Here is a 14,574-nt window from a genome sequence, read left to right as displayed (position 1 = left end):
TGGGTGCGCCCGCCGAGGCCCCGCCCTCTACTGTGCCGGAACCCGGCGACCGGCCACCTCGTCGCCGGCATCGGCCGGCATCTTGAGGAAGGCGAGGACGGACATCGCCGTGACGCCGCCGACGACACAGAAGGCGAGCGTGAAGTCGGCAAGGCCCACCCCCGGCCGGCCGCCGACCGTCATGCCGAGTTCCAGAACGCCGCCTGCCACGGCCACACCGGTGGCGATCGCCACCTGCTGAACCGCGGCCATCATCGCCGTCGCGTCGCCCGATTCGCGGTTCGACAGATCCGCGAAGGCGAGCGTGTTGATCGAGGTGAAGAACAGCGAGCGGAAGAAGCCCCCGACCAGAAGCAGAAGAACGACCAGAACGATCGGCCATTCCGGCCGAAACAAGCCGATCAGCATCGTCATGCCGCCGCCGATGACCGCCGTTGCCAAAAGGGTTCGCCGGAAACCGAACCGGTTGAGGATCGGCTTGGCGAGGAATTTCATCACCATCGCACCGCCGATCGACATGCAGGTCGTCAGGCCCGACTGGAGCGGGGTGTAGCCGAAGCCGAGCTGCAGCATCAACGGCAACAGGAACGGCACCGCGCCCGTGCCGATGCGAAACAGGGTCCCGCCGACGATGGCGGCTCTGAGCGTCGGGACCTTGAGGAGCTTCAGCCGCAGGAGCGGTTCGGCCGTGCGGCGGGCGTAAAGGACGAACAGTGCAGCCGAGCCGAGACCAGCCGCCGCCATCACGACGCCGACGAGCGGCGGCAGCGCCGGCAGGGAGACGACGGAAAGGCCGAAGACGAGCCCGGCGCAGGCAAAGCCCGAGAGGAAGAAGCCGGGAATGTCGAAGCGGATGCTCGGGATCTTCTCGACCTTCGGCAGATACCGCCCGGCGAGAAGGATGCCGGCAAGGCCGATCGGCAGGTTGATCAGGAAGATGAAGCGCCAGTCGGAATAGGTGGAGATCGCCCCGCCGATCGGCGGGCCGAGCAGGGGGCCGATCAGCGCCGGGATCGTGAACCAGGCCATCGCGTCGACAAGGTCCTTTTTCGGCACGGCCCGCACGAGCAAAAGCCGTCCGACGGGCGTCATCAACGCCCCGCCCATGCCCTGCAGGAAGCGGGCGGCGACAAAGCCGCCAAGGGAGGTGACCGTGGCGCAGGCCAGCGAGCCGAGGACGAAAACGGCGATGGCAATCCGGAAGACCAGCTTGGCGCCGTAGCGGTCGGCGATCCGTCCGGAGATGGGAATGAAGATTGCCAGCGAGACGTAGTAGCTGGTCAGCGCCAGCTTGAGGGCGATCGGGCTGGTGCCGATGTCGTTCGCGATGACCGGGAGCGAGGTCGCAATGACCGTCGAATCCATGTTCTCCATGAACAGGGCAACGGCAAGGACGATCGGGACGATGCGGTTCACGCGTCAGATACTTTCACTGCCCGGCGGACAGTTTCCGGCCGGTGGTGTCGTTCCGCCCGGATCCCGGCATTGGCAGTGGCGCACGGCGGCAAACCGGAACGCCCTGGCGAATCGATGCGGTTGGGCGAGGAGCCGGGTCTAAACCCAATCGACGAAAAATTTAAGGACCGAGCCTTGGCCGCTTCGGCACCGCCTTTGCCCGGACCGGGTTCGCGGCGTTGCGTCGATGTCTGGCCGAACTTTCAGACGCAGAGGGCGCGGCCGAGATGGCCACGCCCTTGTCTTTGGACAAACCGAAGCGGTTTGCCGGATGCTCAGAAATCGGCGCTGGATCCGGGAACGATGAGGCGCGAAGGCGTCTCCTGCCGTTCCGCCTGCTTGAAGGTCTTCGCCGTCGTGTCGGATACGACGTCGCGGACCTGGGCGTTGTAGAGCCGGGTCGATGCACTCGAGCCCGGGATCATCGGATCGTCCGGCGTCGGCTGGTTCTGGATCGCCTGCAGGTTCTGCGGGTCGACATTGTCGTTGTAGGGAGCGCCGGTCACGTTCAACGGCGCGGCCGAAGCAATGGTCGGAACCGCGATCGCGGCGGCGAGAATTGCAGCGGACAGGGTGGTGAGGGTCTTCATGGCTTTCGCCTTTCATATCTGTTGCCGGGCCATTGCGTGGCTCGGCGTGTCGGGCCGCCTGTCGCTTCTTCCGGACCGTTCGATCCGGCGACATCGGCCGTTGGTTGAAGAGATAAGATGGAACGGTGGGGGCGCTAGAGGCATTTTGATGACGCCTCGTTCCAAAAAGAGAACGCCATGCCTGGAACCTTCGACGATCTCTATTACTACGAAGCCGTGGTGCGAAATCGCGGCTTCAGTGCCGCGGCACGCGAACTCGGAGTCGCCAAATCGGTGCTCAGCCGCCGGGTGCGACACCTGGAAGAGCGGCTCAAGGTGCGGCTGATCGAGCGCAATTCCAGCCGTTTCGAGGTTACGGACATCGGCCGTGACATCTATAGCCACGCCCATTCGGCGAAGTTGGAACTGGAGGAGGCGAGCCGTGCTGCCGCGCGCCTTTCCGGCGAACCGCGCGGCCTCGTGCGCATATCCGTGCCGCCGGGCGGGCCTGCCAATGCCATTTCCGATGGCCTGGCCGCCTTCCTGCAGCATTATCCGCATATTCGCGTGCAGATGGTCGTCAGCAGTCGTCGCTCCGATCTGATCGAGGACAGGATCGACATCGCGGTGAGAGCGCGCTCGGACTTTTCCGGCGAGAGCGAATATGTCGTCAAGCGGCTCGGTTCGATCCGCAATTGCTTCGTGGCGAGCCCCGAACTTGCAAAACGCGCCGGGCCGCTCGAACGGCCGGAGGATCTTCTCGCTCTCGGCTTTCTGGGGCGGGACGACATGCATCCGGAGGAAGTGCTGACGATGCTCGGGCCGGACGGCCGTGAACATCGGCTGCGGATCGAGCCGCGCCTCGCCTCCAACAGCATGCCGATGGTGCTCGATGCCGCGATCGCCGGGCTTGGCGTCGCATTCGTCCCCGATGTCGTGTCCTGGCCATACGTTACTGCCGGCAAGCTCGTGCGCCTCCTGCCGGAGTGGCAGGGTCCCGAAGCGGTGTTCCACATTGCCTTCACGTCACGCCGGGCGATGCTTCCGGCCGTGCGGCTTTTGGTCGATTTCATCTTCGAGCGGCTGAAACATCTGCTCGACGGCGCCTGAGGGGCCACCGCCTGCCCGCCCTTTTGAGCAAGGCCAGGACTTGATCCGAACGCGCCCGCCGCGCCGGATCCCTGCAACCTGTCGTCGTCGGAGAGGCTGGGCCGAAAAGGTCGGCGACGAGCACCGCAATCGCCCTCGATCACCCTGATCTGTCGCCAATCCAAGACGAAAGTCGCGTTAGTGGCGATTGACATCTATCAATCGCACTTATTATATGATGCAATCACAAGTAACGGAGGTCGCGGGGATGTCATCGTCCCGCATTGGAGTGCAGGATGCATGGAGGTCATTGCCGGGCGTGAAGAATGGCTTTTCCTTAAGGAAGGTACCAACCGAAGCCTTTCATACCTGACCGGCACAGAGCCGGTCTCTCCCGGGACCGCCCATGTCTGGAACCGGGCGATCAGCTTTCGCCAGAGGCTTTTTCTCGACTGTATCCACCTGATATGCCCAGAGAAACTCGCGGTATTTTCTCGCTTTGCGGACCACGTCGTTCTGGATCCCGGTCGGCTCGCCTGCAAACTCGCGCATCGACCAGGGGTCATCTATCCCGTCGGCGAGATGGCAACGCCAAGCGCAGAGGGGCTGTTTTCCTATTCCCGAACCGACACGCATTTCAACGACCTCGGGGCATGGCGGGCCGCCACGATGGTGCTGGAGCAATGGGGGATCAGCCCCGACTTCGTGCCGGTCTGGGGCCACAAGGAAATCATCGGCGACCTCGGCATGAAATTCACCCCGGTGCGGAAATCTTACAACACCGTGATGACGAACTCCCACTTTGTCCGGGTCACCGACAACAAACTCAGAAATCGCGGACGAATTTCCCGCTACGTGAAGCCGTCCGGAGGACGGTCCGGGAACTCCGCTCGTTTGAGACTGCTGATTTTCGGCGACAGCTTTTCCGGGATCAATCTGGCCCGCATGTTCGCCAATTTCGTCGACGAGGTCCTGTTCGTTCACTCGCTTTCGGCGGATTTTCGCATCGTCAAGAAATTTGCCCCGGACGTGATCCTGTTCGAAATGGCCGAGAGGTTTTTACGCGAAACGCCCGAGGACGGCGTCGGCATCGAGAAGGTGCTGGCCGAGAAGGTCGTGCTGGGAGAAGTCGACAATGTCGCCAAATGGCGGATGCGCCACGGTGACTTCACGGCCGACTTCGTCGATTGGCCGCTACTGGATTTCATCGCTCCGCAGATTTGCCAGGGCTGACACCGGTCTGGCGATCGGCCTGATCGGGCAGGACGGGAAGCGTGCCGGCCGCCACATGGCAGCTCGCGATCAGCTCTCCCACGCGTTCGGGCCCGGCCTTTCGGCATATCCGCGAATAACCCGTGACGCTTTCTTGCCCGGTGCTTCTTCGAAGGCCGGAACCGAGGCGCGCCGATATCGGTTCGTGCAATTGCGAGCCCGCGCTGTCCGGTTTGCGGCCGTCCGTGAACGGAACGCTTAGCGCGGGCGGCCGGCGTCGGCGATCGCCCGGTGGCCCCAGGTCGAACAACCAATCGAGAAGGCAGATATCATGACACCAGGCTGGCAGCGCTTTGCCCTCGGCGACGCGCGGATCACGACGGTACTCGACGGCGCACGCCACGCCGATGGCCCGCATCCGACGTTCGGCGCCGACCGCAGCCAGGAGGAAGTCGCCGCGCTGATGCGGCAAAACCTCCTGCCGGAGACGCGCTTCGTCAACGGTTTCGCCCCGACGCTCGTCGAGCTCGGCGACGATCTCATCCTGTTCGATACCGGCTTTGGCGAAAGCGGCAAGGCAAACGGTTACGGCAAGCTCGTCGAGCGCATGGCGGCTGCTGGCTACGCACCCGACGCCGTCACCATCGTCGTCCTCACGCATCTGCATCCCGACCACATCATGGGACTGATGACCGCAGGCCAGCCGACATTTGCGAAAGCCCGCTACGTGACCGGGGCACGCGAATTCGGCTGGTGGACGTCGGACGAGGCGAAGAACGGCGAGCGGGCCGGCATGGCCGAGACCGTCGCCACCTTCGTCGTGCCCTTGCAGGACAAGATGACCTTTTTGGAGGACGGCGACGCCGTCGTGCCCGGCATCACGGCCCGCAGCGCCCCCGGCCACACCCCCGGCCACATGATTTTCGAGCTCGAATCATCCGGCCAGCGGCTGATGCTGACGGCCGATACCGCCAACCACTTCGTCGCTTCGCTGCAAAAGCCCGACTGGAAGGTCGGCTTCGACATGGACCATGAGACGGCCAGCCAGACCCGCAAGCGGGTCTTCGACAGGATTGCCGCCGAACGCATTCCCTTCATCGGCTATCACATGCCGTTCCCGGCGCTCGGCTATGCCGAAAAGCTGGACGATGGCGGCTTTCGCTTCGTGCCGGAGAGCTACCAGCTGGCCATCGCGAATGAGGACGCCTGAGCGCCCGCAACAGCCTCTGGATCGCCGCGTTACTTCGCGTTCGCGGTGTCCTGGCCCGGAAGCGCCTTGACCCAGGCGACGATCCGCTCGGCGAGATCTCCGGTCGTCTTTGGGGACAGGATGTCGCCCGCAAGCGTGTGATGGGCGGGATCCCCGGTGATCGGAACCTCGACCACCTGATGGGGACCGGGCCAGTTCGCGGCGAATGCCTCCGTCGCATCGGGATCGACGACCTTGTCCTGCTGCGAGAAGAAAATCAGCAGCGGTAGCGGCGAGACCTTCGAGAGGTCGAGATTTTGGACGGCACGCACCAGCGCTGCCATCGGAGCCAGGGCGCCGATCGGATAGCTGGTCGTCCAGTGCGCCGCCTGACCCGCATTGACCGGCTCGAAGCCGTAGCTCTTGCCGCCGATAAGCGGCAGGATGTCCCGCGCAAAGGGCATGTCGAGGAGAAACGCCCAGCGGTCGTTGATCGCGAAGTTCGGCGAGACGAAAACGAGGCCGTCGACGTCGTCCATCATATGGGGGATCGATGTGCCGAGGGTGGCGAGCGTCGCGCCGGTCGAGGCCGCGACGACGACCACCTTGCTGCCGAGCTTTCGCCCGATGGCGATCGCCTCGGCGAGATCGTTCACCCAGTCGTTGACGCTCACCTGTTCCATCGCCGCGCCGTCGCGACCGTGGCCGGAGAGGCGGGTATAGAAGAGGTTGGCGTGAAGCGCCTTGGCGACATCGTCGGCGAGCGGGCGGGTTTCCGCCTTATCGGCGGAAAAGCCGTGGATGTAGACGATCGCGAGCGGCGTCTTCGCCCGTGACACCGGATAGGCCCAGACGATCTCCTTCTGCGACTGGGGCCGAAGATTGGGGATGTCGGCCTCTTGCGTCGCCAGAAAGGCGTCGGGGTCCTTGCCGATCGAGGCCGGATCGAAACTGACGGTCAGATCGACCGGCTCGCGCGGGCCGAAGAGCCAAAACCCTCCGGCCGCGACGACGATCAGAAGCAAAAGGGCGAAAACGATACGCAGGATCAAGAGTTCAGTCCGCTAGGTATGCCGGGGGGCAAGCCATAGCGTGGATCAGCTCAGGGCGAAACAGTCTGGCGAGCCCCCGGCCTCGTCACAGACTGATGCGGTAAAGCGCAAATCCGTCCTTCTCGCCGCCCGTCGGCTCGATGCTCACGCCCTTCACGCTGGCGATGTATTGCTTCGCTTTCGGGCCGGTTTCGAAGACCGCGCTGGTACCCTTTGCCGGCGCGAAGCGCCAGTTGGCATCGGCGGAGGGGTTGATGGTGCCTTGCTCGTGAATGTAGCGCACGATCACGTCGCGATTGGCGTCCGGCGCGACATAGACGATCTTGTCGTCTGAAATCCCGGGAAAATTGCCGCCGCCGCTGGCGCGGTAATTGTTGGTCGCGACGATGAATTCCTGCTTCGGATCGATCGGCGCGCCGTCGAACCTCAGATCGACGATCCGCTCCGAGCCCTCGTCCGCAAGCGCGCCCTCCGGCGTATACTTAGCCGGCTTCGTGACGTCGATCATGTAGGTGACGCCGTCGATCACGTCGAAATTGTAGGACGGGAAATTGTCGGCGAGCAGCGGCTGGTCGCTCTTGCCGGCCGCGACCTCCTGGAACATGCCGGCCGACATTTCCAGCCATTCCTTCACCTCGGCGCCGGTGATCTTCACCGCTCTGACGGTGTTTGGATAGAGATAAAGGTCGGCGACGTTCTTGATGGCAACGGGGCCGGCGGCGATGTCTGTGTAATAGTCCGGCCCGCCGCGACCGCCGGCCTTGAAGGGCGCCGCCGCCGAGAGAAGCGGCAGCTCGGCAAACTCGGTGGCTTTCAGGATCTCGCGCATGTACCAGGTCTGGGCCTGGTTGACGATCTGCACCGACGGGTCGTCGGCGACCAGCGCGAAATAGGAAAACAGCGGCGCCGACGTCTCGCCGACGGGCGTGCGGACATAGTCGAGCGTCGCCTGATGATCGGCCTTCACCGCTTCGAGCACGGGCTCGTCGCTTTTGACTGTCGCCGTCACGGTCTTGTCGACCCGCTCGTAGATCGGCCGAAGCTCGGTGGAGAAATCGGCGATCTTCCAGGCTTTGCCGTCATGTTCGAGGAGGAGGTCGACGAGGCCGAGGTCCGAGCCCCAGAAGCCGGCCATGACCGCCGGCTTGCCGTTGAGCGTGCCCTTCTTCGGATCGGCCCCGGCAATGTCCTGAAAGTCCTTCTCGCCGGGAAATCTCAGATGCTGGTGGCCGGTGAAGATCACGTCGATGCCATCGACCATGGCGAGATCGAGCGAGGCGTTTTCCGGCGCGTCGTCATCGGGGGCGTTGCCGGCAATGCCGGAATGGGAGAGGGCGAGCACGAAATCGACGCCTTCGGCCCGCAGCTTCGGCACCCAGGCTTTCGCCGCCTGGACGATGCCGCGGGTCTCCGCCTTGCCCTTCAGATTCTCCTGGTCCCAGGTCATGATCTGCGGCGGCACGAAGCCGATGACACCGATCCTGATCGGCTTCGCCGAGCCGTCGCCGAGCTCGATCTTTCTGTCGAGGACGAGATAAGGCGGCACGAAGAATTCGTCCTCGAGCGGCGTGGCGGCAAGCTTGCCCTTGACCAGATTGGCGCAGCAATAGGGGAAGTTCGCCCCGGCGATCACCTTCTCCATGAAGGGCAGGCCGTAGTTGAATTCGTGATTGCCGAGGGTTCCGGCCTCATAGTCGAGGACGTTCATCGCGGCGATCACGGGGTGGACGTCGCCGTCCTTCATGCCGCGCTCATAGGCGATGTAGTCGCCAAGCGGGTTGCCCTGCAGAAAGTCGCCATTGTCGAACAGCATGGCGTTCTTCGCCTCGGACCGGATCTGTTCGACGATCGAGGCGGTGCGGGCGAGGCCCACCGTGTCCGATGGTTTGTCGGCGTAGTAATCGTAAGGGTAGACGTTGACGTGGATGTCCGTCGTTTCCATCAGCCGCAGATGCGCCTGATTGGCAGCGGCTCGGGCGGAGTAGGGATGGAGCACGACGGCAGCGCCGAGAGCGGTGGAACCGGCGAGGAAATGGCGGCGGGAGATCTCGTTGCGCTTCGGATCGAACATTTCCAACTCCATCGTTTTCCGGCCGGCAAACGCGTCACATCAAAAGGCGTGCGTCCGCAAAATCTTACAGGACACAATTATGCGATGCCGGCGATAAAGTCGCGTGACAATTCGGGAACAGCTGAACCTCGTCCGCTGCCGGTCCCGGCCAGCTACTGCGCCGCCACGACCTTCGCGATCAGATCCGCCACCATCAGGTCGAGATGGGCGCCGCCACCATTCTTGAAGACGGTGATGGCGTCCGGCCCGCTGCGGCCGGCCTTCTCCATGATGATGTCGGAAAGATCGCCAAGAATGTCGGCTTGGGTGATCGTTCCAGCGTCGAGCGGAATCTGGATCTCGCCGATATGGCCGATGGTAGTCTTTTTCGAATCGACGAAGATCTCGCCCCCGGTCATCACCGCATCGTCGGCCTCGCGCATGTCGGGCGTATAGGCGCCGATGAGATCGACATGGGTGCCGGGTGTCAGCCACGCGCCCTTCAGGAACGGATCGCTCGCCATGGTCGCGGTCGAAACGATGTCGGCCGCCGCTGCCGCCTCGGCGAGATCGGCGGCGACGCAGACGGTGGCCGCATCGTCGTCGAACGAGGCCACGAGCTCTTCGGCTCGGCTCGTCGTCCTGTTCCAGACGAGGATCGTCCCGATCGAGGGAAAGATCGCCTGATAGCCCGCGACGAGATTGGCCGCGACGTTTCCCGCGCCGCAGACGAGAAGGGTCTTCGGCTCGCGACTGGCGAGGAGCTTTGCCCCGAGCAGCGAATCGCCGACGGTCTTCCATTTTGTGACGAGGCCGCCATCGACGACGGCGTTCGGCGCCCCGGTTTCGGGATCGAACAAAAGCACGCTGCCCTGCACCGAGGGGCGGGGCGGGTCGGCGCGCGGATTGCCCGGAAAGACGGTCACGGATTTCAGCGCGATGCCGAGCCCGTCAATCCAGGCGGCGCGGTTCAGCATCTTGTTTTCGCCACTGCCGATCAGGAGATCGCCGATCTGAGGCGCGGCCAGCCGGTGTCCCGCTTCCAGCGCCTCGACCACCATCGGCCAGGTCAGCCGCCCATCGGCCTCTTCGAAGCCGATCACCTTCATGACAGGGCCCGAAGTGGTTCGAGCATCGTCTCGATCGCGGGCGTCTGCACGTCGCGCAGGGCATAGGGCCGAAAGCCGTGCTTTTGATAGAGCGCGAGGGCGGCCGGATGGTCGAGCGTGTTGGTTTCGATGGTCACGCGTTTCGGGTCGGTCGAGAACGCCCCGAAGATCGCCCGCGACAGCATGACATGGGCAAGGCCCCGGCCACGGAATTCCGGCAGCAAGCCGAAATGGACGATCCGCACTTCCTGGACCGCGCGCCTGACGTCCAGCTCGAACCAGCCCGCCCTGTGGCCATCGACGGTCATGATGAAAATGCGGGTGTCGCGGTTGTGGATCTCGCGGGCGAGACGCTCGTCCGACATCAGCCGCGAAGTCCAGTGATGGGCCTGTCCGACCTTGCGATAGAGCGCGCGGTATTCGGAAAGAGCCATCTTGCGCATTTCGAAGACCGCGACGGTCCCCGCTCCCTCGGGGACGGGAACGAGGCTACGCGGCCGGCTCATGATTTCCAGGCTGGTCACCCGGGTTCGCAGGAGGCGCATCACAGTCAAGGCTTCCGGCTCTGGCCGGCCTCGACCGGCGTATCCGCCGCCGAGCCCCATTCGGTCCAGGATCCGTCGTAGAGTTTGGACGACCGGTTGCCGAGGCTTTCCAGCGCGAGGCTGATCACCGCCGCCGTGACGCCCGAACCGCAGCTCGTCACCGACGGCTTGTCTGGATCGACGCCGGCCTCGGCAAACGCCTTTCGCAGCGCCTCCGGCGATTTCAGCCTGCCGTTCTCGGCAAGCTGCAGAATCGGCAGGTTGCGGGCGCCCGGCATGTGGCCGGCCCTGATGCCGGCGCGCGGCTCGGGCACCTCGCCGGAGAAGCGCTCGGACGACCGCGCATCGATGATCTGCATCCTGCCTGTGGCGACGATTTCCTTCATCTCGGGCAGGAACACCGGAGCGCTCTCATCGAATGTCGCCTCGAAGGTCGCGGCAGAAACGCTCGGCGCCTCGGTCTCGATCGGCAGCCCCGCAGCCTGCCAGGCCGGAAAGCCGCCGTCGAGGACGCGGACGTCCTTTGCCCCGAATGTTCGGAACATCCACCAGACCCGCGGCGCGGTGAACATGCCGACGCCGTCATAGACGACGATCGTGTCGGTGTCCGCGATGCCGAGCCCGCCGACCTTTTCGGCGAAGACCTCGGGCGAGGGCAGGGTGTGCGGCAGCGTCGAGGCCGGATCGACGATGGCGTCCTGATCGAAGAACACCGCGCCGGGCACGTGGGCGGCCTCGTATTCGGTCTTGGCGAAGCGATTTTGTGCCGGCAGATACCAGGAGGCATCGACGATCGAGACACCGTCGCGTCCAAGGACTTCGGCGAGGTCTTCCGGCGAGATGAGGAAGGGATTCTGTGTCATGATCGTGCAATATGGAGGAGGGAGCTGGCCAAGGCCATAGCGGCTGAGGGCGACATTGGCCATCCGGTGTTCGATGGCGACGTTTGTCGAGGTTGATGCGGTATGTCCACATCGTCAGTGCGGCGATTGCGGGAGCCGAGACGGTGTCCTGTCAGGGTTTGTCGGTCGCAATCTCTTCGCGAAGAATGGTTCAGGACATCGCCGGATCGTCATCTAGGACCTGAGCCGGGATCCATTTCAAATTGTCGAAACTGGCGCCGCGCATCACGATTATCGCATCGAAGATCATGATCCGACCTGCCGTCCTCAAGCTATGCCGGCATCGCCCCGAACCGGATTCTGAATCGCCGGTTCTCCTTGCCCTTCTTCTCGATCTTGCCGATGTGGACCTCGCCCACTTCCTGCGTCTCGGAAACATGGGTGCCGCCGCAGGGCTGGGTGTCGACGGCGCCATCCTCGCCGATGCACACGAGGCGGATGTGGCCGAGGCCGCGGGGCGGGCGAACATTGGCGGATTTGACGAGGCCGGGATTGGCGTCGAGTTCTTCGTCGGTGATCCAGCGGGTGAAGACCGGGTGATTGGCATTGACGATCGCCATCATCTTTTCGCTCACCGCCGCCTTGTCGGCGGACGCTTGCGAAAGGTCGAAATCGACACGGCTTTCCTCTTCGCTGACCGAGGCGCCGGTGATCGGAAAAGGCAGCACCACCGAGAGGATGTGACAGGCGGTGTGCATGCGCATCAGCCTGTAGCGCCGCTTCCAGTCGATGTGCAGAACCAGCAGCTCGCCGGTCTCCGGCACGGGCTGGCCGGCGTCTGGCACATGGACGATGACGTCCTTGGTCTCGCCGGTGATCGTCCCGCCGATCTTGATCAGCGAGCCGTCGGCGCGTTCGAAATGCCCGGTGTCGCCGGGCTGGCCGCCGGACGTCGCATAGAACACGGTCTGGTCGAGGAGGATGCCGCCATCCTCGCGGATGCCCGTCACCGTCGCCTCGACGGTGGACAGATAGGCGTCCTCGCGAAACAGCGGGATGGTCACGCCACGGTCTCGTAGGGAATGTCGAACTGCGGCGTCTCGCCGATCCAGTCCGGCACCGGCAGGCCCTTTTCCTTCAGGAAAGCCGGGTTGAACAACTTCGACTGGTAGCGATTGCCGTAGTCGCAGAGAATGGTCACGATGGTGTGGCCGGGGCCCATCTCGCGGGCCATGCGCATCGCCCCGGCAATGTTGATGCCGGACGAACCACCAAGGCAGAGGCCTTCCTCCTTGACGAGATCGAAGACGATCTTCAGCGCTTCGTCGTCGGGGATCTGATAGGCGAAATCCGGCTCGAAGCCTTCGAGATTGGCGGTGATCCGGCCCTGGCCGATGCCCTCGGTGATCGACGAGCCTTCCGATTTCAGCTCGCCATGCTTGTAATATTCATAGAGCGCCGCGCCCATCGGATCGGCGATGCCGATCTTGATGCGGCCGGAATGGCGCTTCAGGCCCATCGCCGTGCCGGCGAGCGTGCCGCCGGTGCCGACGGCGCAGATGAAGCCGTCGACGTCGCCATTGCTCTGGTGCCAGATCTCCTCGGCCGTCGTCACCACATGGCCGTCGCGGTTCGCCGTATTGTCGAACTGGTTGGCCCAGATGGCGCCGGCGGGATGGGTCTTGGCCAGCTGCTCGGCGAGGCGGCCGGAGAGCTTCACGTAGTTGTTGGGGTTCTTGTAGGGCACCGCCGGCACCTCGACGAGCTGGGCCCCCATCAGCCTCAGCGCGTCCTTCTTTTCCTCGCTCTGGGTCTCGGGAATGACGATGACCGTCTCGTAGCCGAGCGCCTTGGCGACCAGCGACAGGCCGATGCCGGTATTGCCCGCCGTCCCCTCGACGATCAGTCCGCCGGGGGCAAGCAGGCCCTTTTCCTCGGCGTCGCGAATGATGAAGAGGCCCGCCCTGTCCTTCACCGACTGGCCGGGATTCATGAACTCGGCCTTGCCATAGATCTCGCAGCCGGTCTCCTCCGAGGCCCGGTTGAGCCGGATCAACGGCGTGTTGCCGATGGCGTCGAGAACGGAATTGAGGCGCAGGGTCATGGGTCCGGTTTCGCAAATTTGGGGCAGATGTCTCGCAAACTATGGACGCACCATGAGTAAGGCAAGGATTCGGTTGGCCAGGGAAGGCCGGCGGCCTCGTGCATGTTCGCCGTCGTCCGGCAGACAACGAACCTCCCGTCAGGGCGCCCCGCGCCTTTGGGGAATGGGATGTCGGAACAAGGTCGTGAAAGCATCCCTCGCCGCGCTCCGGATCATCGCGAAACGGGCAGGAGAAGACCGCCGCGAGGCGCTGCCGGAACGGGGCTTCGCCATCTGCGAGTGCGTGACCCGAACGGCGATTGGCCGGTCTCGAGGCTTGAAGAGAGGGCGGCCGGTCAGCATCGGCTCACAACCGAAACACAAGCGTTTCGCTGTACAGTCGTCCTGGGACGACATATATTTGTGCAAGTCGCATAGCCAAGGAGGGCAAGAACGTGCGTAACAATCCCGTTTCGACCCTCGACAGACGGGCCTCCAAGAAGCCGGAGTCGCAGCAGGCCGCCAAGCCAGCTCAGGCCGATCGCGTCATCGAGATCGCGGACCACGACGAGGCCATGGCAATTGCCGAGGACGTCATGGACCGATACGAACGCGTGCTGATCGCTCTGGCCAAGTAGGAACGCGTCATTAAGTTCCTGAGCGTGCGAACCATCATTGCGATGCACGAGCGCGAAACTGCGAAGCGCGGCACAATGCACGGGATTCGCGACGAAAACCTTCTCCAATCGGCCGTTCAGAGACCAATCGACCATTACCAGTATGCCGAGGCGCCGACGCTCTTAACGACAACGGCGGCGCTTGGCTACGGTCTCGCGAAGAACCATGCATTTCGCGATGGCAACAAGCGAATTTCCTTTGTCGCGACTCTGAACTTTCTCAGTCTCAACGCCGGCGCGGCGGTGGATTTTAAGGTCTCCGAGGACGAGATTATCCACACATGGCGTTCTATTGCGGATGGAACGCTCTCGGAGGATCAACTGGCCGCCTGGCTGGATAGGAACGTGGTCCTCAACACGTCCCCGGATCAGGCACCCCGCGATTAAAATATGATTCCGAAAAGTGGGAACCGGTTTTCGGAGAAGATCTTGCAAAACCAAAAGATACAGCGGGATGATGAGCGACGCTCCAGTGTGCACGACACGATCCTCGAAGGGCGGCCACGACTTGATCGAGAAGGCGCACCATTCGACGCTTCGTCATTCTCGGGCCCCGTCCCGAGAATCCTGTGTGTTCGAATTGGTGTATGGTGGGAGGCGGGAAGGAGGCCGAGAGAATCCTGGTCGTCCGCAAGGCAGACCGGTGCCTGGCATGGCCCCTTCCCGCGCCGTCTTCGAAACCTGAACAGTTGCATGAGGCTG

General features: G+C 63.6%; 14 protein-coding genes. 5 read left to right on the top strand and 9 right to left on the bottom strand.

Annotation, left to right across the window (positions count from 1 at the left end; translation table 11 throughout):
* Positions 1–27: 27 nt before the first annotated feature.
* Together J6595_RS19865 and J6595_RS19860 are read right to left on the bottom strand one after the other, a co-directional pair.
* Positions 28–1,416 carry an MFS transporter gene (locus tag J6595_RS19865; protein ID WP_209597004.1) on the bottom strand — a complete coding sequence of 463 codons (1,389 nt, stop codon included), beginning with the start codon at positions 1,414–1,416 and terminating at the stop codon, positions 28–30.
* A gap of 314 nt (positions 1,417–1,730) precedes the next feature.
* The gene (locus tag J6595_RS19860; RefSeq protein WP_209597002.1) at positions 1,731–2,045 is read right to left on the bottom strand and encodes a hypothetical protein; all 315 of its coding nucleotides are present in this window, start codon (positions 2,043–2,045) and stop codon (positions 1,731–1,733) included.
* A 177-nt stretch (positions 2,046–2,222) separates the two neighbouring features.
* On the opposite strand from J6595_RS19860, the gene J6595_RS19855 reads away from it, so the two are divergent.
* The 3 genes from J6595_RS19855 (at position 2,223) to J6595_RS19845 (ending at position 5,535) form a co-directional block, all read left to right on the top strand.
* Positions 2,223–3,134 (top strand): LysR family transcriptional regulator, encoded by a 912-nt coding sequence (locus J6595_RS19855; protein WP_209597000.1) that lies wholly within the window; start codon positions 2,223–2,225, stop codon positions 3,132–3,134.
* 279 nt (positions 3,135–3,413) lie between these two features.
* Positions 3,414–4,346, top strand: coding sequence for an alginate O-acetyltransferase AlgX-related protein (locus J6595_RS19850; protein WP_209596998.1), 933 nt, complete (start codon positions 3,414–3,416; stop codon positions 4,344–4,346).
* A 310-nt stretch (positions 4,347–4,656) separates the two neighbouring features.
* On the top strand, positions 4,657–5,535 hold the full coding sequence (locus J6595_RS19845; RefSeq protein WP_209596996.1) for an MBL fold metallo-hydrolase: 879 nt from the start codon (positions 4,657–4,659) through the stop codon (positions 5,533–5,535).
* A 29-nt stretch (positions 5,536–5,564) separates the two neighbouring features.
* Here the strand turns inward: J6595_RS19845 and J6595_RS19840 are convergent, their stop codons facing one another.
* The 7 genes from J6595_RS19840 to J6595_RS19810 form a co-directional block, all read right to left on the bottom strand.
* Entirely contained in the window at positions 5,565–6,566 is a 1,002-nt protein-coding gene (locus tag J6595_RS19840; RefSeq protein WP_209596994.1) for an alpha/beta hydrolase, read from the bottom strand.
* Between the two features lie 85 nt (positions 6,567–6,651).
* Positions 6,652–8,637, bottom strand: coding sequence for a bifunctional 2',3'-cyclic-nucleotide 2'-phosphodiesterase/3'-nucleotidase (locus J6595_RS19835; RefSeq protein WP_209596992.1), 1,986 nt, complete (start codon positions 8,635–8,637; stop codon positions 6,652–6,654).
* 152 nt (positions 8,638–8,789) lie between these two features.
* Positions 8,790–9,725 (bottom strand): ornithine cyclodeaminase family protein, encoded by a 936-nt coding sequence (locus tag J6595_RS19830; RefSeq protein WP_209596990.1) that lies wholly within the window; start codon positions 9,723–9,725, stop codon positions 8,790–8,792.
* Complete coding sequence (locus tag J6595_RS19825) at positions 9,722–10,231, bottom strand: GNAT family N-acetyltransferase (protein WP_245198893.1); 510 nt, start codon at positions 10,229–10,231, stop codon at positions 9,722–9,724. Before J6595_RS19825 ends, J6595_RS19830 begins: the two co-directional genes overlap by 4 nt.
* A 44-nt stretch (positions 10,232–10,275) precedes the next feature.
* Positions 10,276–11,133 carry a 3-mercaptopyruvate sulfurtransferase gene (gene sseA / locus J6595_RS19820; protein WP_209596988.1) on the bottom strand — a complete coding sequence of 286 codons (858 nt, stop codon included), beginning with the start codon at positions 11,131–11,133 and terminating at the stop codon, positions 10,276–10,278.
* A 311-nt stretch (positions 11,134–11,444) separates the two neighbouring features.
* Complete coding sequence (locus J6595_RS19815) at positions 11,445–12,176, bottom strand: alanyl-tRNA editing protein (protein WP_209596986.1); 732 nt, start codon at positions 12,174–12,176, stop codon at positions 11,445–11,447.
* Positions 12,173–13,216, bottom strand: coding sequence for a cysteine synthase A (locus J6595_RS19810; RefSeq protein ID WP_209596984.1), 1,044 nt, complete (start codon positions 13,214–13,216; stop codon positions 12,173–12,175). Before J6595_RS19810 ends, J6595_RS19815 begins: the two co-directional genes overlap by 4 nt.
* 434 nt (positions 13,217–13,650) lie before the next feature.
* Here J6595_RS19810 and J6595_RS19805 point away from each other — a divergent pair, with 434 nt between their 5' ends.
* Both J6595_RS19805 and J6595_RS19800 read left to right on the top strand, forming a co-directional pair.
* A complete protein-coding gene (locus tag J6595_RS19805) occupies positions 13,651–13,833 on the top strand; it encodes a hypothetical protein (protein WP_209596981.1) in 183 nt (60 codons plus the stop codon).
* 24 nt (positions 13,834–13,857) lie between these two features.
* On the top strand, positions 13,858–14,259 hold the full coding sequence (locus J6595_RS19800; protein ID WP_209596979.1) for a type II toxin-antitoxin system death-on-curing family toxin: 402 nt from the start codon (positions 13,858–13,860) through the stop codon (positions 14,257–14,259).
* Positions 14,260–14,574: the final 315 nt, after the last annotated feature.

The organism is Jiella mangrovi, from assembly GCF_017815135.1.
Taxonomy (GTDB): domain Bacteria; phylum Pseudomonadota; class Alphaproteobacteria; order Rhizobiales; family Rhizobiaceae; genus Jiella; species Jiella mangrovi.
Note: the sequence above shows the minus strand (reverse complement) of the source record. Positions and strands in the feature narration are given on the sequence as shown.